The following is a 19,277-nucleotide window of genomic DNA, read 5'->3' as shown; positions in this document are numbered from 1 at the left end:
GACGCCGGAATCGCACACCTGAGGAGCACCATGAGCGACATCTCCGCCCCCGACGCCGACGTCCCGCGCACCCGTCGCCGCAAGAGCCTGAGTCCCAAGCAGATGGCGATCCTCGAGGTCATCCAGACGTCGATCAGCCGTCACGGGTACCCGCCGAGCATGAGAGAGATCGGCGACGCCGTGGGCCTCAAGTCGCTGTCCAGCGTGACCCACCAGCTCGGCCAGCTCGAGCTGAGCGGATATCTGCGACGCGACCCCGGCAAGACCCGTGCCATGGAAGTGCTCATCGACCTCCCCGGCACCAGCGGAGAGAATCCCGCCGATGTGGCGACCCCCGTGGGCGATGCGGCGCTCGTGCCGCTCGTCGGCCGCATCGCCGCAGGTGTCCCGATCACCGCCGACCAGCAGGTCGAGGAGATCTTCCCGCTCCCCCGGCAGCTCGTCGGCAAGGGCGACCTGTTCATGCTCAAGGTGTCCGGCGAATCGATGATCGATGCGGCGATCTGCGACGGCGACTGGGTCGTGGTGCGGTCGCAGAGCAGCGCCGAGAACGGCGAGATCGTCGCCGCCATGCTCGACGGCGAGGCGACGGTGAAGGTTCTCCGTCGACGCGACGGCCACACCTGGCTGCTGCCTCGCAACTCCGCATTCGAGCCGATCCTCGGCGACGAGTCCGTCATCCTCGGCAAGATCGTCGCCGTGCTGCGCGCGGTCTGACTCCCCTCCCACCCTGCCGGTGACGGCGGGCGTCGACGCACCATAGGCTCGAACCATGTCGTCGCCGTTCGGTACCTGGACCTCTCCGTTCACCCCCGACCGGATCGCCGCGTCGTCTCCGCGGATCGATGGCAGCGCCTTCGTGGCTGACGAGATCTGGTGGGGTGAGTCGATCCCTGCCGAGGGCGGTCGCCTGACCGTGCGAAGTTCGACGGGTGCCGAGATCCTTCCCGCGCCATGGAGTGCTCGGTCTCGCGTCCACGAGTACGGCGGCGGGGCGTGGACCGCGGATGCCGACGGCACGCTGTACTTCGTCGATGCCAAGGATCAGCGCGTGCACCGCATGCCCCGCGGCGGTGTCCCCGTTCCTTTGACACCCCCGGGCCCGGCGCACGGCGGTCTGCGTCTGCAGAGCGGCCGCCTGTTCGCCGTGCGGGAGGATCTGTCCGTCTCCCCTCACCGACGCGCCATCGTCGAGATCCCGACCGACGGGTCGGCATCCGACCGGCCTGCGCTGTTGAAGACCCTCGTCGAAGGCGAGTCGTTCTACGCTCATCCGGCACTGTCTCCCGACGGTTCTCGTGCAGCGTGGGTCGAGTGGTCCGGCGATCGGATGCCGTGGCAGCGAGCGTCGTTGGTGATCTCGGACGGCACCGCGCGCACAGAGCTGTCCACTCGCGCCGCGCTGCAGCCCGAGTGGACGGCTGACGACGAGATCGTGTACTCCGACGATCCCTCGGGCCGCTGGGCTCTGCACCGACAGCGTGTCAGCGGAGCCCAGGCGGTCGGCACGGCGGAGCAGATCATCGACGACGACGCCGACACGGGATACGGCCTCTGGGTGCTCGGCAATCGCTGGTACCGCCCGCTCGCCGACGGTCGCGTCGTGGCTGTGCGCACGAACGGTCGCGACCGGGTCGTCGTCATCGACCCCGACGGCGGCGCCCACCGCATTCCCCTCCCCGCAGACGGCCACGTGAGTGTCGACGATGTCGCGGCCTCCCGCGTGCTGCTCTCCGGAAACAGCTCGACGACAGAACCCGGGGTCTGGTGCGTCGACGTCGACACGGGTCGCGTCGAGGCCGTCGCGGGAGCTGCGCCGACCGATCCTGCGTGGATGCCGCCCGCATCCGAGGTCCTGGTCGACGGCTCGCACGGGCCCGTCCATGCCTTCGCGTACCCGCCGACGAATCCCTCGGCCCACGCTCCGGCCGCGGATGACGAGCTCCCGCCCTACATCGTGCTCGTCCACGGCGGCCCGACCGCGCATGTGACCGGCGCGGCGTCCGCCGCCGTCGCGTTCTGGACGAGCCGCGGCATCGGCGTGCTCGACGTCAATTACGGCGGATCGACGGGCTACGGCCGTGCGTACCGCGAACGGCTGGACGGCGGATGGGGCGTGGTCGACGTCGACGACGTGATCGCAGCGGCCCGCGGCCTCGCCGATGCCGGGCTCGCGGATCCCGCCCGCATCGCGATCAGAGGCGGCTCGGCGGGCGGTTGGACAGTGCTCTCGTCGCTGGTGCGGGGAGGGACGTTCGCCGCGGGGATCAGCCGATACGGAGTGGTCGACCTGCAGATGCTGAGCGCGCACTCCCACGACTTCGAGGCGCACTACATCGAGGGGCTGGTGGGTCCGCTGCCCGAGGCGGAGGCACTCTACGTCGCGCGTTCGCCCCTGACGCACGCCGACCGGATCGACGTGCCTGTGCTGCTGATGCAGGGTGCGGACGACCGTGTCGTGCCACCGACACAGTCCGAGGCGATCCGCGATGCGCTGGCGACGAGTGGTGTGGAGCACGAGTACGTGCTGTACCCGGGTGAGGGCCATGGCTTCCGGTCGAGCGAGACGATCATCGACGCCCTCGAGAGGGAGCTCGCTTTCCTCGGACGCGTGTTCGGATTCACGCCCGCGCGCTGATCACTCCCCCACGCGGTTGCGCAGGCGCATCGCGCGCTCGGCTTCGCGGGTGTCCTGACGCTCGCGGAGGGTCTGGCGCTTGTCGAACTCGCGCTTTCCCTTGGCGAGAGCGATCTCGACCTTGGCGCGACCGTCGGAGAAGTACAGCTTCAGCGGGATCAGCGTGTAGCCGCCGGCGGAGACCGCGTGCTGCAGCTTCGCGATCTCCTCACGGTGCAGCAGCAGCTTGCGGACGCGCTTCGCCGAATGGTTGGTCCAGTGGCCCTGCGAGTACTCCGGGATGTGCACCGAGTCGAGAAAGACCTCGTTCCCCTTGACGAACGCATATCCGTCGCTCAGGTTCGCGCGCCCCTGGCGCAGTGACTTCACCTCGGTGCCGGTGAGCACCATCCCCGCCTCGTACGACTTCTCGATGTTGTAGTCGTGACGTGCGCGACGATTGGTCGCGACGACCTTCTCCCCGCGTTCCCTGGGCATGATTCTCTCCTGATCCGCGTCGCGCAATGGTTCCGGTGCCCGTCACGGGCGCACGACAGCCTGTCAGTCTATACCGGCGCGCGGGTCAGGTGCGAAGCCAGCGACGGATCGCGAAACCCGCCGACAGCGCGGCGAGCACGACGCCGATGCCGATCAGCACCGGGACGACGACGGCAGCGTCCTGCATCGACACCCAGGTCGTGATGAACGGCACGCGTCCTCGGAGGTAGCCGTCGACGCCGAAGTGGACGCCGGCGACGACGGCCGCGCTTGCGAGGGCCGAGCCGAGGAAGGCAGCGAAGACGCCCTCCAGGACGAACGGCGTCTGGATAAAGCGGTTGGACGCCCCCACCAGGCGCATGATCCCGATCTCCTTGCGTCTGGCGTACGCGGAGAGCCTGATGGTCGTGCCGATCAAGAGGATGGCGGCGATCAGCATGAGCGCTGCGATGCCGACCGCGATGTAGGTCGCGACCGTCAAGGCGGAGAACAGGGGTTCGAGGTACTGGAGCTGATCCTGGACCTGCTCCACCCCCGCGACACCGTTGAACGCCTCGGAGATGACCTGCGACTGGCCGGGATCCTTCATGGTGACGAAGAAGACCTCGAACGCCTGCTCGGGCGAGATCACGCTCGCCTGGTCCTCGCCGAGCTGATCGACGAGCTTGGCGTAGGTGTCTTCCTTGGAATCGAAGCTGACCTCGCTGATGAGAGGAGCGAGCGCCTCGCCGTCGAGCTGTGCTCGCACGGCGTCGACCTGCTCCTCCGATGCGCCGCCGTCGACGCAGGTGTCCTGCTCCGAGATGTCGGAGCACATGTAGACGGCGACCTGCGCCCGCTCGGTCCAATAGCCGCGCATCGTGCCGATCTGCGCCTGCATCAGGATCGCGGCGCCGACGAAGGTCAGCGAGACGAATGTCACGAGCACGACGGAGATGACCATCGAGATGTTGCGACGAAGCCCTCCGAGGGCCTCCGCGAGGATGAGTCCGATTCTCACGACGTCGGCCCCACTTCTTCCGTGCCGTCGTCGGACAGACCGAGTCGATCGGCCACCCCGAGCTCGGCGACGTCGACCTGCGGCAGCACGATGGGATGCGTCCGCGCCGCGAGGGCGACCGCCGGCTGCTCGTCTATCACCGGCGGCTCGATCGGCGCCGCCTGAGCCTCGGGAGTCTCGGATGCGGTCGGGACGGCGTCTGCGGACGCCGATTCCGCCTTGCGCTGCGCGCTGAGCTCCTCAGCGAGCGCGGCGCGGACCAGCGAGAGGTCGGCGGTCTGGCGCTGCACCTCCTGCACAGCAGTGAGTGCAGCGGCCGCGGCGGCGCCGCGCACCTCCTCGGGAACCAGACGCGGGATGTTCGACGTGTCTCCGTAGCCGCCGTGCACCTCGTCTCGCACCATCTCGCCATCGCGAAGTTCGATGACCCGACGCTGCATCTGGTCGACGAAGCCCGCCTCGTGTGTCGCCATCAGCACGGTGGTGCCTCCGGCATTGATCCTGGCGAGGAGCTGCATGATGTCGACCGACGTCGCCGGGTCGAGGTTTCCGGTCGGCTCGTCCGCGAGCAGGACCTGGGGGCGATTCACGAGCGCCCGTGCGATCGCGACGCGCTGCTGCTCGCCGCCGGAGAGCTCGTGCGGCATCCGCTTCTGCTTCCCGTCGAGTCCGACCAGCGCGAGCGCCTCGGGCACGGCCTGCTGGATGAAGCCGCGCGACGAGCCCGTCACCTGCAGAGTGAAGGCGACGTTCTGGTAGACGGTCTTCGACGGCAGCAGTCGGAAGTCCTGGAACACGGATCCGATGTGGCGGCGGAAGTACGGCACCTTCCGGTTCGCAAGCGAACGCAGATCGCGGCCGAGCACGGCGACTCGACCCGTCGTCGGCACGTCCTCGCGGAGGATGAGTCGCAGACAGGACGACTTGCCCGACCCCGACGCGCCGACGAGGAAGACGAACTCCCCGCGCTGCACTTCGAAGTCGACATCGGACAGAGCGGGCCGCGAGGTCCCGCGATAGCGTTTCGTGACGTTCTCGAACCGAATCATGGCGGTTCGAGCCTAAGCGCGCACCCTCGTCTGCCTGCGAGCGACACCCCGCTCGACCCCCCTGCGTGTCGCACTCCACTGCTATACATGGAGGTGCCGATCCGTGCCGTCAGCATGGACGATACTCCGAGGGGGAACCATGACGACGCCTGCAGGCTGGTATGACGACGGATCCGGGCGTCAGCGGTGGTGGGACGGCACCCAGTGGACCGAGCACTTCGCCCCCATCGTGGAATCCGCCCCGTCTGCAGCAGGCGAGTCGGCCGGCGGTCTGACCGGCGAAGCGACCACGGACCGGGGTTCCGAGTCGGCTGACGTATCGGGCCACTCCTCGTCCGACGCGATTCCCGATTCGGCAGCAGCCGCGGAGACGGCCGCTGCGATCGAGTCGGTCGCCGCGGTCGAGAGCCAGTCGTGGAACACGCCCGCACCCTCCGACTCCCGCGCCGACGCGGAGACTCCGGCCGAGCCGTCCGCCCACCAGGACGCGGGCGCCGCGCCCTCATACGGCGCGCCCGTGACCGATGCCCTTGTCGACGAGGCCGGCACCACGCATGAGCAGGGTTCCACCTCTCCGGAGTCCCCGACGCCGACCGACGACATCGTGCCCCCGTATGCGAACACCGCGGGTCCCTCCGAAGGTGGTGCACCCTCCTACCCGGGCACCGCAGCCCCCTCGTATCCCCAGGAGTACCCGGTCGCGCCCGCATACCCGGGTTCGGCGGCACCCTCACCCTCGTACCCCGGCGCCGCCGCGTACGCTCCCGCCGGACAGCAGTATGGTGCGCCCGCCGGATACCCGCCCGCATACGGCGCCACGACCCCGGTGGCTCCGGCCCGCCCGTCGGTCCTCGGGCTCGTCGGGCTCGGACTCGCGGCGCTCGGAACGATCCTGTCGTGCATCCCGGTGATCTTCTGGCTCGGATGGCTACTGCTCGGCGTGGGCTTCATCGTCTCGCTCATCTCGCTCTTCCTCAAGGGCAGGAAGTGGCCCGGCATCTCCGGACTCATCCTCTCGATCATCGGCGCGATCATCGCGGTCGTCATGTTCTTCGTCATCGTCTTCGCGACGGTGTCCGAGGCCGTGCGCGATCTGCCGTCCGCGCCGCCGTCGAGCGATTCCGACACCGGAATCGACGACGGCACGACCGACGACGGCACGGGGTCCGCGCAGGTCGAAGAGGGCACGATCGGCGACACCGTCGCACTCACCTTCCTGGGCGGGAGCGGCGAGATCACTGTCACCGAGGCGCGCTGGGCGACCAGCGACGGCTCGAGCGTCCCCTCGACCAACGGCGGTTACGTGACCCTCGAGACGACGTGGACCGGTGTCGAGGGCACGACGGCCGCGAACCCGCTGTTCACCTCTCTGGAGACGGCAGAGGGAGTCGAGGGTCAGGTCGACTTCTTCGTGACGGGCGCACCGAACGAGCTCCTCGACCCGGGGCAGACGGTCAGCGGCCCGATCACCTTCGACATCGCCCAGAGCGAGTCCTACGTCTTCGTCGTCACTGACGAGGCCGGACGCGACATCGCGCGCATCGACGTCGCTCCGTCGGCCGGCTGAGACCCGAGCGGAACGGCGATCATGACGGTCCCGGCAGGGTGGTACGACGACGGAGCGGGCCGGCAGCGCTGGTGGGACGGCGCAGTCTGGACTGAGCACACCGTGACCACCGAGACGTCGTCCGTGGCGAACACGCCACAGGAGCACGGCCAGCATGCCACGGAGGAGCCCCCGGTCGCCGCATCGGCGGACCCGATCTTCGAACCGCCCTATGCCTGGCAGTCGTCGAATCCCTCCCCCGCGGCCTCCGCAGAGGTGCCGCAGTACGGGCGCGCGTCGATGCCCGCGACCTCGGCAGGCGTCGTCGCCTCCCCCGATGCGACGGCAGGGTTCGGGTCGTACGGCCCTGTGCCTCCGAAGGCGAACACGAAGGTCTCTGTGCTCGGCATCATCGGTCTCGGCATGGCCGCGCTCGGAGTGGTCCTCTCGTGCATCCCGCCGATCTCGATGGCTGGTGGGGTTCTGCTCGGGATCGGATTCGTGCTCTCGCTGATCTCCCTGTTCCTCCGGGGTGCGAAGTGGCCGGGAGCGGTGGGCATCGCGGTGGCCGTGCTGGGTGGTGTCGTCGCGATCGCCATGATGCTGCTGACCCTGGGCTCCTCGGGGCTGTCGTCGATCGTACCGACGTCCACCTCGACCCCTCAGGCGACCCAGAGCACAGAACCCGACGACACCGCCGAAGGCTCTCCCGGCAGCGCGGGAACCGAGACCGTGACGGTCAACGAACTCGAGGTCGGTCACTGCATTCCGCTCATCGAATGGGAGGAAGAGGTGTACGAGCTTCCGATCGTTCCGTGTGACGCGCCGCACACCGACGAGGTCTATTTCATCTTCGATGTGCCAGAGGGCGAATTCCCCGGGGACGACGAACTGCAGACCATCGCGGCCGAGAGGTGCGACGTCGCTTTCGAGGAGTTCGTCGGCATCCCCTACGCCGATTCGGAGCTCGACAACTACTGGTTCGTGCCGACTGAGTCGTCATGGAAGCGGATGAACGACCGCGCAGTCCAGTGCATCGTGATCAGCTACGACGAGATCACGGGCACCCTCGAAGGCGCCGACCGCTGAGACGAGCGTCGCTCAGTCCTCGTCTTTGCGCTTGCGCCAGCGGATGCCGGCCGAGATGAACCCGTCGAGATCGCCATCGAACACGGCAGCCGGGTTGCCCGACTCGTGTCCGGTGCGGAGGTCCTTCACGAGCTGCTGACCGTAGAGGAAGTACGAGCGCATCTGGTCGCCCCAGCTCGCCGTGATGTTTCCGGCGAGCTCCTTCTTCTTCGCGGCTTCCTCCTCCTTCTGCAGCAGCAGGAGTCGGGTCTGAAGCACGCGCATCGCGGCAGCACGGTTCTGGATCTGCGACTTCTCGTTCTGCATCGAGACGACGATGCCGGTCGGAAGGTGAGTCAGGCGCACGGCGGAGTCGGTGGTGTTGACGGACTGCCCGCCGGGACCCGACGAGCGGAAGACGTCGACTCGGATGTCGTTCTCGGGGATGTCGACCTCGGTCGCCTCCTCCATGAGAGGGATGACCTCGACGGCGGCGAAGGACGTCTGCCGCTTGTCCGCCGAGCCGAACGGGCTGATACGGGCGAGGCGGTGCGTCCCTGCCTCGACCGACACCGTTCCGAATGCGTAGGGAGCGTCGATCTCGAACGTCGCCGACTTGATGCCGGCACCCTCGGCGTACGAGGTGTCGAGAACCTTGACGGGATACTTGTGGCGTTCGGCCCAGCGCAGGTACATGCGCATGAGCATCTCGGCGAAGTCGGTGGCGTCGTCGCCGCCTGCACCCGAGCGGATGGTGATGATGGCGGAGCGCTCGTCGTACTCGCCGTCCATCAGCGTCTGCACCTCGAGCTGATTGATGATCTCGGTGAGCGCGTTGAGCTCGGCGCGCGCTTCGACGGCGGAGTCCTCATCGCCCATCTCGTTCGCCAGGTCGACGAGAACCTCGAGATCGTCGAGTCGACGACCGATGCCCTCGACTCTGGCGAGCGCCGACTGGCGGTGGCTCAGAGCACTGGTCACCTTCTGGGCGCGTTCGGGGTCGTCCCAGAGGTCCGGCACGCCGGCTTCCTCGCTGAGGCGCGCGATGTCGGAGCGGAGGGTCTCGACATCGATGACCTCGCGGATGTCACCGTAGGTGAGTCGCAGGGCCTGGATGTCGGCGGAGAGATCGAGTTCGAGCATGTCGCGTCCAGCCTAACGTGCCGCCCCTGCGGGCGGGGACGGCGTTCGAACGGGAGTAGCGTGAATCCGGTGAGCAGCGCATCCACGGTCCTCAGGCGATTCGGACCGATGGTGTACCTCCCGACCGTGCTGTTCTCGCTCGGTGAAGGCGCGGTGATCCCTCTGATCCCGGTGATCGCTGCGCGGATGGGCGCCGACGTCGCCTTCGCCGCCCTGGTGGCATCCGCCCTCGTCGTGGGTCAGCTGTGCGGCAACCTTCCTGCGGGCTGGGCCGTCGCGCGCATCGGCGAGCGCTTCACGATGGTGATCGCGGGTGCGATAGCGATCCTCGCCGGCGTCGGAATGGTGTTCGCCCCCTCGCTGGGCGTGCTGGCCGCCTCCGTGTTCCTCCTGGGGTTCTGCGCGGCCGCCTTCGGCCTGGCGCGTCATGCGTTCATGACGACGAGGGTTCCCCTCGCGTTCCGTGCTCGCGCGCTCTCGCTGCTCGGTGGCAGCTTCCGCCTCGGAATCTTCATCGGGCCGTTCGTCGCCGCTGGGCTCCTGCAGCTGTTCGGTTCGGAATCAGCCGCGATCTGGTTCTTCCTGGGCTGTCTCGTCGTGATGGTGCTGCTCGTGCTGCTGGGCCCCGATCCCGAGAAGACGATCGCCCCGACGACCCCTGTGCGCACCGCCGCACTCGCGGATGATTCCGGCGAACCGGTCACGGGCTCGATTCCGACGACCGCGCGCGCGGGCATCTTCCGCACGATGTGGCAACAGCGCAGCGTGCTCGGACGACTGGGACTCGCCGCCGCGTCGCTGTCCGCGGTGCGATCGGCACGTCAGGTCGTGCTTCCCCTGTGGGGACTCTCACTCGGACTCGACGCCTCGACCATCGCCCTCGTCGTCGGAATCTCGGGAGCGATCGACTTCGCCCTGTTCTACGCCAGCGGCCAGGTGATGGACAGGTTCGGGCGTCTGTGGGCGGCTATGCCGGCGATGGTGCTGATGGGCGCGGGGTTCCTCGCCCTCTCCTTCACGCACGACCTGGAAGCCGCGGTCCTGTGGTTCGGCATGTTCGCCGCCGTGCTCGGGGTGGGCAACGGGCTCTCGAGCGGCATTCTGCTCACACTCGGCGCCGATGTCGCGCCGAAGGTGGAGCCCGCCGCGTTCCTCGGCTCGTGGCGCACGCTGACGGATGCCGGCGGAGCGGCCGCTCCGCTGCTGGTGTCGGCGATCGTCGCGATCGCGTCACTGCCGATCGCCGCAGCGGCGATGGGTGCGATCGGCCTGATCGGCGCGGGTGGATTCATCCGCTGGATCCCGCGTTTCGTTCCGCGCAGCACACAGGAGGAGTCATGACCGCTGCCCTCCGCGCAGACGTGCGCCGCCTGGTCGTCGCGGCTCCGTCGTCGACGGATCACGATCGCGATGTCGCGGCCGACTTCGCGACGTTCTTCGCCGACGATCATGGGCCGGTCTCCCGCGACGACGGTCCCGATCACGCGACCGCTTCGGCGCTCGTGTTCGACCGCTCACTCACTCGCACGCTGCTCGTCTTCCACGCCAAGGGGCAGTTCTGGGTGCAGCCAGGCGGACATCTCGAACCCGACGACACCTCTGTGGCGGATGCCGCTCTGCGCGAGCTGCGGGAGGAGACCGGTGTGGACGTCTCCGCCAGCGCGGAACCGCTCGTGTACGACCTCGATCATCACGCGCTGTCCTCGGCGTTCGGTCGGTGCGCATCCCATCTCGACATCGGGATCGGCGTCGTCATCAGCGACGATGCCGACCTGATCGTGAGCGACGAGTCGGAGGACGTGCGCTGGTGGGCGATCGACGCGCTGCCGTCGCAGGTGCCGCAGGGCTTCGCCGGGCGGGTGCGACGACTGCGCGATCGTCTGGTGAGCTGACGTCGCATCCGGCGGAGGTCGCCCTCGTGCAGGTCGACCCGAGCGAACGATCACCCCAGAGCGGTGCGACTCGTCCCCGTCGCCTCGAGGCGCACCCCGTCGGTCACGAACAGTGACACGAGCGGCGGATGCCACAGGGTCGAGACGGTCACGCGTGCTGAGTGCCCGTCGGGGCTCGACGCTGAATCGAGGTCCACGGGTGACGGCAGCGCGGCGAGCAGTGCGTCGACCTGCTCTCTGACCCCCTGATCGGTGAGGTCCGCCCGTGCCGTCGTTCCGTCCACAGCCAGGGTGAAGCCGTCCGCTCCGGCGAGCGCTGCGGCGTCAGCGATCGCATCCAGCCGCTTCTGCGAGATGTAGAGGTCGGTCGCGCAGACGCTCACGAAGATGAGTGCGAGCGCCAGCAGGGCATAGCCGAGCGTCAGCAGCAGCACGCTTCCGTCGTCACCCGCCCCTCTCATCCCGTGCCCCACAGGCGAGAGACCTTCTGGACCGCCGACCCCTCGACTCGGATCGCGGCCGCCGAGTCCGATCCGAAGACCGCCGGCATCAGTGGCAGGGACACCGACGTCGTGACCGTGACGGTCACGACGGCGCCTGCCGACGGACACTCCGTCCCGACGGGCACGCACGCCACAGACACCTCGGTCGATTCCTCATCGATGCCGTACTGATCGGTGACGTCGGCGAGCACGAGCTCACTCCGCACTGCTGCAGTGGCGGCATCCGGTGCGAGCACGATCGTGCGCGCGACGTGGCGCGCGGCCGCCCCGACTCCCAGTGTCTGCTCCTGAATCGCGCCCAGCGCGATGATCAGGTAGACCAACGGCACAAGCAGGATGACGCCCACCGTGATGAATTCGAGTGCCGCCGAACCCTCGTCATCAATCATCGAAGGACTCTTCCGGCGCATGCGCCTGCACCTCCAACGCGAAGGGCACCCCGAGCAGCCCGATCACGGGGAGCGTCGTTCGGACGCGCACCTCGATCGTCGCGCGATCCAGTGCCGTCGATCGAACGGCCGTCACATCGTGGGCGTACTCGGCCCCGACCGCGAGGGTGATCGCCGCGCGGGCGCGCTCCACGCCCTGTTCCATGGGCGTGTCTGCCAGGGCCGCGTAGTGGGCCCCTTCGACCGCCGCGTCGTGCACGACATTGCGCACGTAGACGGCGAGCGCGAGCTGCATGACAGCGAGAGTGAGAAGGGTGAGGAGCGTGCCCACGAGCACGAACTCCACGGGACTCGATCCGCGTTCATCGCCGAGAAGGCGCCGCGGTGGATCGACAGTCATCAGGGAGACCTGTCAGAGACCGGAGACGCGTTGGATGGCCTGCTCGAACAGTGCGCTGAGCGCCGGGCCGGCGACCGCCCAGATGAGCACCACGAGACCGGCGGTCATCAGTGTGACGAGCACCCATCCGGGTACGTCCCCCGATTCGTCGCCGACGAGATCGTCCATGAGATCGGGGGGGAGCGAGGCATCCCTGGTGGTGCTCCGTGGTCGAGAGGTGTTCATGTCGTCCTTTCGTGGTCGCTCAGCCGATGCCGAGTCGCAGGATGAAGAGACCGGGGTAGATGGCGAAGAGCACGGACAGCGGGAGGATCAGGAAGACGAGCGGGAGGAGCATCAGGATCTCCTTCCGACCGGCCTGTTCGATGAGGACCCGCTTGGCGTCCTCGCGAGCGTCCCCCGCCTGCGCATGCAGGACGGCCGAGAGCGGCGCGCCATGCTCGAGCGCGGCGGTCACCTGGTCGATCGCACGGGAGAGCCCCGGAAGCTGCAGTCGCGCGGCCATCTCCGTGAGCGCGTCGGCGAGCGGCGACCCCGTGCCGACAGCGAGCACCACGCGGCGGAACTCACCGGTCAGTTCGCCGGAGCCGACCGCGGCCACCCGACGCAGCGAGTCCAGGAAGCCTTCACCCGCCGACAGGCACAGCGCGAGGAACTCGAGAGTGGTCGGCAGCTCGTCGGTCAACCGGGCGCGACGCGAAGCGACGCGAGCCGTGAGCCGCATGTCGTATGCGAACCCGGCTGCGGCTCCGAGGATCCCGGGCAGCAGGGCGATCGGCGGGCTCATCCGGCCCGTGATCGCGAACACGATCACAGCGATCGAGCCGATGACGATGCCGGCGAGCACCCAGCCGAGCTGACGCCCGCGGAAGGCCCCCTGCTCCAGAGGAATCCCCGCCTGCTCGATCCTCCGATGCAGAGCATCGCCGCCGCCCACAAGGCGTTCGAAGAGGACACGTGACCGAAGCCAGAATGCGCGGTCACCCGCGGAGAGCACGCCGACTCGCGGGAGCGCGTTCCCGGGCAGGTCTTCATCGGCGACCGCATCGCGCACATAGGGCGCGATGCGCAGAGCCAGCGGCGCTGCCGACCACCGTGGAAGCGACGCGAGTATGCAGAGCAACCCCATGCCGAGTGTTCCGCCGCCGAGCACGGCGACGGCGATCGCGGACATCGGGTTCACCCGAACCACCGCCCCGGCTCGGCGAGCCGACCGATACGGATCATCAAGCGATAGGCGATCACCGACACGGCAGCTCCCCCGCAGATCACCAGCATCCCTTCACCGGTGCCGTAGGCGGCCGCGCCCTCAGGGCGCAGCACCAGCAGGCCGAGGATCACCCAGGGCGCGACGGCACCGAGCACGGCAGCGCCTCGGATCCATGACTGTCTGGCTTCGACCTCGCCGCGCAGCACGGCGTCCGCGCGCACCGACGACGACAGCGCGCGGAGGACGCCTGTGAGCTCGGTGCCGCCGACCTGTCGCGCCATGCGGAGCGTCTCGATGATCCGATCGGCGATGGGATCAGCCAACGCCGCCTTCAGCCGGTCGAGGCTCGTCTCGAAGCGGCCCGTGGCGCGCAGGTCTCTGGCGAACACGGCGAAGGCCGGCCGCATCATCGTCGGCGATGACTCGGCCAGACTCGCGACGGCGTCCGGCAGTGACAGTCCGACACGGATGGATGCGATCAGCAGGTCACAGACGTCGGGCCAGAGCTGGCGACGAAGTCTGCGCAGCCGGAGGCGTCGGGAACGCACGAAGACGATCGGCACGACGGCCGCGGTCGCGCCTGCCAAGCCCGCGAGGACCGGGATGGCTGTGAAGAGCCAGACAGAGGAAGCGGCGGCGAGCGCGACCGTCAGCATCACCAGCAGGAGCGTGCGCGGGCTGACAGACGCCATGCCGCCCTCTTCGAGAAGGCGAGTCAGACGGCCTCGGTGCCGGACCCTTCCTCCATCTTGAGGCGGAGGCCAGAGCCACGGCGATGCGCACAGCAGCAGACCGGCGGCGAGCATCGCACCGAGCAGGACCGTCACAGAGTGCCTCCGCGACGCCACGCCGTCTGTTCAGTGGACGCCTCGTCGCCGCGGATGTACACGGTTCGCGTGATGATCCGGCCGTCGACCACCGCGCCCGTCGGCGCGATGACCTCGTGCACCCGTCGCACTCCGGTGTCGTCACGCACGCAGTGCACCACGAGATCGACCGCGCCGGCGAGGGCCGGCACGATGAACGATCGATCGATGTTCCGTCCCGCGAGGAGCGGCAGAAGCGTGAGCTTGTCGAGCGCCTCGGCCGCGGAGTTCGCGTGCACGGTCGCAGCACCCGGCACGCCTGTGTTGAGTGCGAGGACCAGGTCGAGCGCCTCCGCATCTCTGACTTCGCCGACGACGAGGCGATCGGGTCGCATCCTCAGCGCCTCCTTCACGAGCCTGCGCAGCGTGATCTCCCCCGTTCCCTCCAGACTCGCCTGACGCCCCTGCAAGGACACGACATCCGGCCCCTGCACCGCGAGCTCGAAGGTCTCCTCGACGGTGATGATCCGCTGACGGTCGGCGCACGAGTCGAGCAGCGCACCGAGGAAGGTGGTCTTGCCTGCGTGGGTGGCACCGGACACGACGACGCTCCTGCCCGCGCGCATCGCGTCACGCAGCATCGCGGCCAGGTCCGGAGTCAGCGCCCCGTGGTCGACGAGCGCCTCGAGGCTTCGATACCGGGGCAGGAACTTGCGGATGTTGACGGACCACGATCCGCGGACGACGTCCGCGATCGCGAGATGCAGTCGCGCGCCATCAGGAAGAGACGCATCCACGAACGGCTGACTGATGTCGACACGGCGCCCTGTCGACTGCAGCATCCGCTCGATGAGATCGCGCAACGACGATTCCGTGAGACGCATCTCGATCCGCTCGGCGACCCCTCCGCGTGCGACGTGGATGCTCTCGGGGCCGTTGAGCCAGATCTCCTCGATCTCAGGGTCGTCGAGGAGCGACTGCAACGGACCGAAGCCGCTGACCGCCGCGAGCACGTCACGCACGCATGCTGCTTCGTCGTCGATCACCGCCGCGCCCCGCGCCAGCGCCAGATCGTTGAACTTGCGCACCTCGGCGAGCGTGACCGAGCGCGCTGCCGAGGAGTCGAACGTCGGGTCCGTTCCTTCGGCGCGGAGCCGCTGACGAACGCGCTCGGCGACGAGGACGGAGGGCTGGATCACCCGAGCATCCTCGCAAGGATCGGGTGACACGCGCCGGAGTTATCCACAGCGGCGGCGGTGCTCCTGCGGGCGGATCCCCAGCAACGCACGATCCCCCGATCAGTAGACTTATCCCAGCGCGCGGGAGTGGTGAAATTGGCAGACACGCAGGATTTAGGTTCCTGTGCCCTAGGGCGTGTGGGTTCAAGTCCCACCTTCCGCACCGATCTGTCGCACCCCCTGCGATCGACGACTTGACCGCCGCATAGCGCACGACGACGGGAAATCCATGCATCACGCCGCTCTCATCCCCTGGCTCGACCCCGCCACGATCATCGGCTCGGCCGGCCCCTGGGCGCTTCTCGTGGTGTGCTTCATCGTCTTCGCGGAGACGGGCCTTCTGGTCGGGTTCCTGCTTCCTGGCGACACGCTGCTCGTGATCTCAGGACTCCTGTCGCACCCGATCGCGGGCTCGGAGCACGGGGTGTTCGGCATCAACGTGTGGATCGTCGCGCTGCTCATCGGGCTCTCGGCGTTCGTCGGCGGTGAGGTCGGCTACCTCATCGGCCACAAGGGCGGACCCGCCGTCTTCGAACGCAAGGAATCGGGCCTGTTCAGCAAGAAGAACGTCGAGCGGACGAACGCCTTCTTCGAGCGTTTCGGCGGCATCACCGTCATCCTCGCCCGCTTCGTGCCGATCGTTCGCACCTTCGCCCCGGTCGCCGCCGGCGTGGGCCACATGCCGTGGCGCCGCTACACGCTGTACAACCTCATCGGTGCGATCCTCTGGGGCTTCGGTCTGACGATGTTCGGGTACGCCATCGGCTTCATCCCGCCGGTCGCGCACTTCGTCGAGAGCTACATCGACCTGATCCTGCTCGCTGCCGTCGGCGGCACGGCACTCATCACGCTCTGGCACTACCTGTCCGAGCGTCACAAGGCGAAGAAGGAAGCCGCGGCCGGCGAGGGTGAGACAGACGCCACCGAGGCCGAAGGACTGGCCCTCGACCCCGAGGTCTTCGACCGTGCTCCGGACTTCGACGGAGACGGCAAGCACTGATCTCGGTGCAGAAGAAGGCGCGCTGTCTCAGCCCGCCTTCTTCTTGCTCGGGCTCTTCTTCGTGCTCGCCTTGTCGCCGGTCGACTCCGACCGAGCGGCCTTGGTGCGAGCCACACTGGCGCGCAGCGCCTCCATCAGGTCGATGACCTCACCACTCTTGGCATCGCCCTCGGCCTCGCCGAAGGTGTCCGAGACATCGAACGTGTCGCCCGCCTCGATCTTCGCATCGATCAGAGTGCGCAACTCCTTCTGGTACTCGTCGACGAACGACTCAGGATCGAAGTCAGCCGAATAGCTGTCTACGAGGGATGCCGAGAGCTCGAGCTCCTTCTTCGAAATCCTCACATCCTCGTCCAGCACCGGGAACGCCGCCTCACGCACCTCGTCGGCCCACAGCAGCGTCTGCAGCACGAGCACCTTGCCACGCACACGGAGTGCGGCCAGTCGGGTCTTCTGTCGCAGCGTGAAGCGCACGATCGCCGTGCGGTCGGTCTGTTCGAGCGTCTTGCGCAGCAGCACGTACGCCTTCGGTGACTTGGAGTCCGGTTCGAGGTAGTACGGCTTGTCGAGGGTCAGCAGATCGACCTGGTCGGAGGGCACGAACTCGACGACGTCGATCTCGCGGCTCTTCTCCGCCGGCAGCGCCGCCAGATCGTCCTTCGTGAGCACGACCGTCTGCCCTTCCTCGACGTAGGCGCGATCGATGTCGGCGTAGGCGACGGTCTCGCCGCACACCTCACAGGTGCGCTGGTACCGGATCCGGCCGCCGTCCTTCTCGTGCACCTGGTGCAGCGGCACATCATGGTCCTCGGTGGCGGAATACACCTTGACGGGCACGTTCACGAGGCCGAAGGTGAGCGCACCTTTCCAGATCGTTCTCATGACCCCAGTGAACACCAGCCGCGCGGCTCACGGCCAGTACCTTGACTACGCTGGCGTCATGGTCGCAGAGGCGCAGAACGTGCAGATCGATGGCCGCCGGCTGCGCATCACGAACCTCGACAAGGTCGTCTACCCCGAGACCGGCACCACGAAGGGCGAGATCATCGCCTACTACACGGCGATCGCGCCGCACCTCCTCCCTCTGCTCGCGGGCCGCCCCGTGACCCGCAAGCGCTGGGTGGAAGGGGTGGGGACCGCGGATGCTCCCGCCGACGCGTTCTTCACGAAGCAGCTCGAGCCGGGAGCTCCGGAATGGATCCCCCGACAGCCGATCCGGCACTCGGACGGCCCCAAGGAGTATCCCCTCGTCCAGGACGTTCCCACGCTGGTCTGGCTCGCGCAGGTCGCCGCGATCGAGCTGCACGTGCCGCAGTGGCGCTTCGCCTCCGACGGCATGCCGGGAAAGCCGGATCGGCTCGTCCTGGATCTCGACCCGGGCCCGGGGGTCGGGCTCGCCCAGTGCGCCGAGGTCGCACGGATCGCTCGCAGCCTGCTCAGCGACATCGGACTCGATCCGGTGCCCGTGACCAGCGGAAGCAAAGGGATCCACCTCTACGCCGCCCTCCCCGGGCAGCAGACGAGCGCAGAGATATCCGCGGTCGTGAAGGAGATCGCCCGTCTGATCGAGACCGGGCATCCGGATCTCGCCACGAGCACGATGGCCAAGGCCGCGCGCGGCGGCAAGGTCTTTCTCGACTGGAGCCAGAACAACGGCAAGAAGACGACGATCTCGCCGTACTCGATGCGTGGTCGCGCGCACCCCTGGGTGGCGGCTCCGCGCACCTGGGACGAGCTCGACGACCCCGACCTCGCGCAGCTCGACTTCGCGACGGTGCTCGAGCGTGCGGGTTCCGGGCAGGACCCCATCGCTCCGCTTCTCGCCGCCCAGGAGGGCCCCCCGGACACCACCTCTGCGCCGGGCCCCCGCGTCGACGCACACGGCGCGAACTCGCATGCGAGCCGCCACCGCCCGCGGACGACCGGTGCGGCACCGCCGGCCTCGTCGTCTCCCCCCTCCGTCTCCCCCATGCTGGCCGAGAACGGCACGCCCGCGATCGCCCGCACTCTGAGCTCGCCGTCGTGGGTGGAGGTGAAGTGGGACGGCATCAGGGCCATCGGAACCTGGGCGGACGGACGGATGCTGCTGCATGCCCGCAGCGGCACCGACATCACGGCCCGCTACCCCGAGCTGACTGCCGACGGCGCGCCGTTCCTGCCCGTGTCCGATGCGATCATCGATGGCGAGATCGTCGCCTTCGATGCGCAGGGCAGGCCGAGCTTCTCGATGCTGCAGAACCGCATGCACCTGACCCGGCCCCGCGAGATCGAACGCGAGGTCGTGCGCACGCCCATCGTCTACATGGCTTTCGATCTGCTCCGACTGAACGGTCACGACCTCAGCACCATGGCGCTGTCGGAGCGACGGACCCTCCTCGAGGAGGTCGTCGCCGACCTCGATGCGCCGGTGCAGGTCCCGCCCGTGTTCGACGATCTCGACGCCGCTCTCGCGGCGAGCGACGAGTTCGGCCTCGAGGGCGTCGTCGTCAAGGACCCGTCCTCGCGGTACCGTCCGGGCCAGCGCTCACCGGCCTGGCTGAAGATCAAGCACACCCGCATGCAGGAGGTCGTGATCGTCGGTATCCGCCCCGGCAAGGGCGACCGGGAGGGCACGTTCGGCTCCCTGCTGCTCGCGGTCCCCGAGTCCGGACGGCTGCGCTATGTCGGTCGCGTCGGCACGGGATTCACCGACCGGATGCTGCGCGACCTGCTGAGCCGGCTCGCTCCCCTGCGCACCGAGTCCGCGCCCCTCGAGGACGTGCCCGCGCTCGATGCGTCGGATGCGCTCTGGGTCCGACCTGAGCTCGTCGGCGAGGTCGAGTTCGCGAACTGGACCCCGGACGGCGTTCTGCGTCACTCCCGTTGGCGGGGACTCCGGCCGGATAAGACTCCCGACGAGGTGATCGTCGAGTCCTGAC

Annotated in this window: 20 protein-coding genes and 1 tRNA gene; 9 read left to right on the top strand and 12 right to left on the bottom strand. The window is 68.3% G+C overall.

Annotation, left to right across the window (positions count from 1 at the left end; genetic code table 11):
• The first annotated feature begins 30 nt into the window (after window positions 1-30).
• Complete coding sequence (gene lexA / locus QRN21_RS12635; protein WP_056280140.1) at window positions 31-717, top strand: transcriptional repressor LexA; 687 nt, start codon at window positions 31-33, stop codon at window positions 715-717.
• Window positions 718-772: 55 nt separating this feature from the next.
• Complete coding sequence (locus QRN21_RS12630; RefSeq protein ID WP_285364271.1) at window positions 773-2,638, top strand: prolyl oligopeptidase family serine peptidase; 1,866 nt, start codon at window positions 773-775, stop codon at window positions 2,636-2,638.
• Here the strand turns inward: QRN21_RS12630 and smpB are convergent, their stop codons facing one another.
• From smpB to ftsE, 3 genes are all read right to left on the bottom strand, one after another.
• Window positions 2,639-3,115 (bottom strand): SsrA-binding protein SmpB, encoded by a 477-nt coding sequence (gene smpB, locus QRN21_RS12625; protein WP_053096927.1) that lies wholly within the window; start codon window positions 3,113-3,115, stop codon window positions 2,639-2,641.
• 85 nt (window positions 3,116-3,200) lie between these two features.
• Window positions 3,201-4,115 (bottom strand): permease-like cell division protein FtsX, encoded by a 915-nt coding sequence (gene ftsX / locus QRN21_RS12620; protein ID WP_056280135.1) that lies wholly within the window; start codon window positions 4,113-4,115, stop codon window positions 3,201-3,203.
• Window positions 4,112-5,164 (bottom strand): cell division ATP-binding protein FtsE, encoded by a 1,053-nt coding sequence (ftsE, locus tag QRN21_RS12615; RefSeq protein WP_053096931.1) that lies wholly within the window; start codon window positions 5,162-5,164, stop codon window positions 4,112-4,114. Before ftsE ends, ftsX begins: the two co-directional genes overlap by 4 nt.
• A 139-nt stretch (window positions 5,165-5,303) precedes the next feature.
• Between ftsE and QRN21_RS12610 the strand changes: the two genes are divergently transcribed.
• Window positions 5,304-6,731 carry a DUF2510 domain-containing protein gene (locus QRN21_RS12610; RefSeq protein ID WP_056280132.1) on the top strand — a complete coding sequence of 476 codons (1,428 nt, stop codon included), beginning with the start codon at window positions 5,304-5,306 and terminating at the stop codon, window positions 6,729-6,731.
• Between the two features lie 21 nt (window positions 6,732-6,752).
• Window positions 6,753-7,799, top strand: a complete 1,047-nt coding sequence (locus QRN21_RS12605) for a DUF2510 domain-containing protein (RefSeq protein WP_285364269.1) — start codon at window positions 6,753-6,755, stop codon at window positions 7,797-7,799.
• Between the two features lie 12 nt (window positions 7,800-7,811).
• On the opposite strand, the gene prfB is transcribed toward QRN21_RS12605, so the two are convergent.
• Window positions 7,812-8,921, bottom strand: a complete 1,110-nt coding sequence (gene prfB / locus QRN21_RS12600) for a peptide chain release factor 2 (protein ID WP_053096937.1) — start codon at window positions 8,919-8,921, stop codon at window positions 7,812-7,814.
• Window positions 8,922-9,029: 108 nt separating this feature from the next.
• Between prfB and QRN21_RS12595 the strand changes: the two genes are divergently transcribed.
• Together QRN21_RS12595 and QRN21_RS12590 are read left to right on the top strand one after the other, a co-directional pair.
• Window positions 9,030-10,262 carry an MFS transporter gene (locus QRN21_RS12595; protein ID WP_285364304.1) on the top strand — a complete coding sequence of 411 codons (1,233 nt, stop codon included), beginning with the start codon at window positions 9,030-9,032 and terminating at the stop codon, window positions 10,260-10,262.
• Window positions 10,259-10,813 (top strand): NUDIX hydrolase, encoded by a 555-nt coding sequence (locus QRN21_RS12590; RefSeq protein ID WP_053096941.1) that lies wholly within the window; start codon window positions 10,259-10,261, stop codon window positions 10,811-10,813. The genes QRN21_RS12595 and QRN21_RS12590 overlap by 4 nt, the downstream gene beginning before the upstream one ends.
• A gap of 50 nt (window positions 10,814-10,863) precedes the next feature.
• Here QRN21_RS12590 and QRN21_RS12585 read toward each other — a convergent pair whose 3' ends face one another.
• From QRN21_RS12585 to QRN21_RS12555, 7 genes are read right to left on the bottom strand one after another with little or no spacing between them, the layout of a single operon-like run.
• On the bottom strand, window positions 10,864-11,274 hold the full coding sequence (locus QRN21_RS12585; RefSeq protein ID WP_285364268.1) for a hypothetical protein: 411 nt from the start codon (window positions 11,272-11,274) through the stop codon (window positions 10,864-10,866).
• Complete coding sequence (locus QRN21_RS12580; RefSeq protein ID WP_233277342.1) at window positions 11,271-11,705, bottom strand: TadE family protein; 435 nt, start codon at window positions 11,703-11,705, stop codon at window positions 11,271-11,273. The genes QRN21_RS12585 and QRN21_RS12580 overlap by 4 nt, the downstream gene beginning before the upstream one ends.
• Window positions 11,698-12,105, bottom strand: a complete 408-nt coding sequence (locus QRN21_RS12575; RefSeq protein WP_285364266.1) for a TadE/TadG family type IV pilus assembly protein — start codon at window positions 12,103-12,105, stop codon at window positions 11,698-11,700. The genes QRN21_RS12580 and QRN21_RS12575 overlap by 8 nt, the downstream gene beginning before the upstream one ends.
• Before the next feature lie 12 nt (window positions 12,106-12,117).
• Entirely contained in the window at window positions 12,118-12,330 is a 213-nt protein-coding gene (locus tag QRN21_RS12570) for a hypothetical protein (protein ID WP_285364308.1), read from the bottom strand.
• A 19-nt stretch (window positions 12,331-12,349) separates the two neighbouring features.
• Window positions 12,350-13,279, bottom strand: a complete 930-nt coding sequence (locus QRN21_RS12565; RefSeq protein ID WP_222839455.1) for a type II secretion system F family protein — start codon at window positions 13,277-13,279, stop codon at window positions 12,350-12,352.
• 5 nt (window positions 13,280-13,284) lie between these two features.
• Window positions 13,285-14,142: a type II secretion system F family protein gene (locus QRN21_RS12560; RefSeq protein ID WP_053096949.1), complete on the bottom strand. Its 858-nt coding sequence runs from the start codon at window positions 14,140-14,142 to the stop codon at window positions 13,285-13,287.
• The gene (locus QRN21_RS12555) at window positions 14,139-15,320 is read right to left on the bottom strand and encodes a TadA family conjugal transfer-associated ATPase (protein WP_285364264.1); all 1,182 of its coding nucleotides are present in this window, start codon (window positions 15,318-15,320) and stop codon (window positions 14,139-14,141) included. Before QRN21_RS12555 ends, QRN21_RS12560 begins: the two co-directional genes overlap by 4 nt.
• A gap of 120 nt (window positions 15,321-15,440) precedes the next feature.
• Here QRN21_RS12555 and QRN21_RS12550 point away from each other — a divergent pair.
• A tRNA-Leu gene (locus QRN21_RS12550) sits at window positions 15,441-15,522 on the top strand.
• A gap of 66 nt (window positions 15,523-15,588) precedes the next feature.
• Entirely contained in the window at window positions 15,589-16,359 is a 771-nt protein-coding gene (locus tag QRN21_RS12545; RefSeq protein WP_053096952.1) for a DedA family protein, read from the top strand.
• A 27-nt stretch (window positions 16,360-16,386) separates the two neighbouring features.
• Here the strand turns inward: QRN21_RS12545 and ku are convergent, their stop codons facing one another.
• Window positions 16,387-17,241, bottom strand: coding sequence for a non-homologous end joining protein Ku (ku, locus tag QRN21_RS12540; protein ID WP_053096954.1), 855 nt, complete (start codon window positions 17,239-17,241; stop codon window positions 16,387-16,389).
• Window positions 17,242-17,299: 58 nt separating this feature from the next.
• On the opposite strand from ku, the gene ligD reads away from it, so the two are divergent.
• Window positions 17,300-19,276 carry a non-homologous end-joining DNA ligase gene (ligD, locus tag QRN21_RS12535; RefSeq protein WP_285364262.1) on the top strand — a complete coding sequence of 659 codons (1,977 nt, stop codon included), beginning with the start codon at window positions 17,300-17,302 and terminating at the stop codon, window positions 19,274-19,276.
• The last annotated feature ends 1 nt before the right edge of the window (window position 19,277 follow it).

Source organism: Microbacterium sp. LMC-P-041 (genome assembly GCF_030209555.1).
GTDB lineage: Bacteria > Actinomycetota > Actinomycetes > Actinomycetales > Microbacteriaceae > Microbacterium.
This window is presented reverse-complemented; position numbering and strand designations above follow the sequence as displayed.

What these genes read in the sequence shown, in the direction of transcription:
- QRN21_RS12595 (WP_285364304.1), top strand. Translation starts at nt 9,030, where the DNA reads ATGGTGTACCTCCCGACCGTGCTGTTCTCGCTCGGTGAAGGCGCGGTG.
- QRN21_RS12590 (WP_053096941.1), top strand. Translation starts at nt 10,259, where the DNA reads ATGACCGCTGCCCTCCGCGCAGACGTGCGCCGCCTGGTCGTCGCGGCT.
- prfB (WP_053096937.1), bottom strand. Translation starts at nt 8,921, where the DNA reads ATGCTCGAACTCGATCTCTCCGCCGACATCCAGGCCCTGCGACTCACC.
- smpB (WP_053096927.1), bottom strand. Translation starts at nt 3,115, where the DNA reads ATGCCCAGGGAACGCGGGGAGAAGGTCGTCGCGACCAATCGTCGCGCA.
- ftsE (WP_053096931.1), bottom strand. Translation starts at nt 5,164, where the DNA reads ATGATTCGGTTCGAGAACGTCACGAAACGCTATCGCGGGACCTCGCGG.
- QRN21_RS12630 (WP_285364271.1), top strand. Translation starts at nt 773, where the DNA reads ATGTCGTCGCCGTTCGGTACCTGGACCTCTCCGTTCACCCCCGACCGG.
- QRN21_RS12575 (WP_285364266.1), bottom strand. Translation starts at nt 12,105, where the DNA reads ATGACTGTCGATCCACCGCGGCGCCTTCTCGGCGATGAACGCGGATCG.
- QRN21_RS12570 (WP_285364308.1), bottom strand. Translation starts at nt 12,330, where the DNA reads ATGAACACCTCTCGACCACGGAGCACCACCAGGGATGCCTCGCTCCCC.
- lexA (WP_056280140.1), top strand. Translation starts at nt 31, where the DNA reads ATGAGCGACATCTCCGCCCCCGACGCCGACGTCCCGCGCACCCGTCGC.
- QRN21_RS12610 (WP_056280132.1), top strand. Translation starts at nt 5,304, where the DNA reads ATGACGACGCCTGCAGGCTGGTATGACGACGGATCCGGGCGTCAGCGG.
- QRN21_RS12545 (WP_053096952.1), top strand. Translation starts at nt 15,589, where the DNA reads ATGCATCACGCCGCTCTCATCCCCTGGCTCGACCCCGCCACGATCATC.
- QRN21_RS12565 (WP_222839455.1), bottom strand. Translation starts at nt 13,279, where the DNA reads ATGTCCGCGATCGCCGTCGCCGTGCTCGGCGGCGGAACACTCGGCATG.
- QRN21_RS12580 (WP_233277342.1), bottom strand. Translation starts at nt 11,705, where the DNA reads ATGATTGATGACGAGGGTTCGGCGGCACTCGAATTCATCACGGTGGGC.
- QRN21_RS12585 (WP_285364268.1), bottom strand. Translation starts at nt 11,274, where the DNA reads ATGAGAGGGGCGGGTGACGACGGAAGCGTGCTGCTGCTGACGCTCGGC.
- ku (WP_053096954.1), bottom strand. Translation starts at nt 17,241, where the DNA reads ATGAGAACGATCTGGAAAGGTGCGCTCACCTTCGGCCTCGTGAACGTG.
- QRN21_RS12605 (WP_285364269.1), top strand. Translation starts at nt 6,753, where the DNA reads ATGACGGTCCCGGCAGGGTGGTACGACGACGGAGCGGGCCGGCAGCGC.
- ligD (WP_285364262.1), top strand. Translation starts at nt 17,300, where the DNA reads ATGGTCGCAGAGGCGCAGAACGTGCAGATCGATGGCCGCCGGCTGCGC.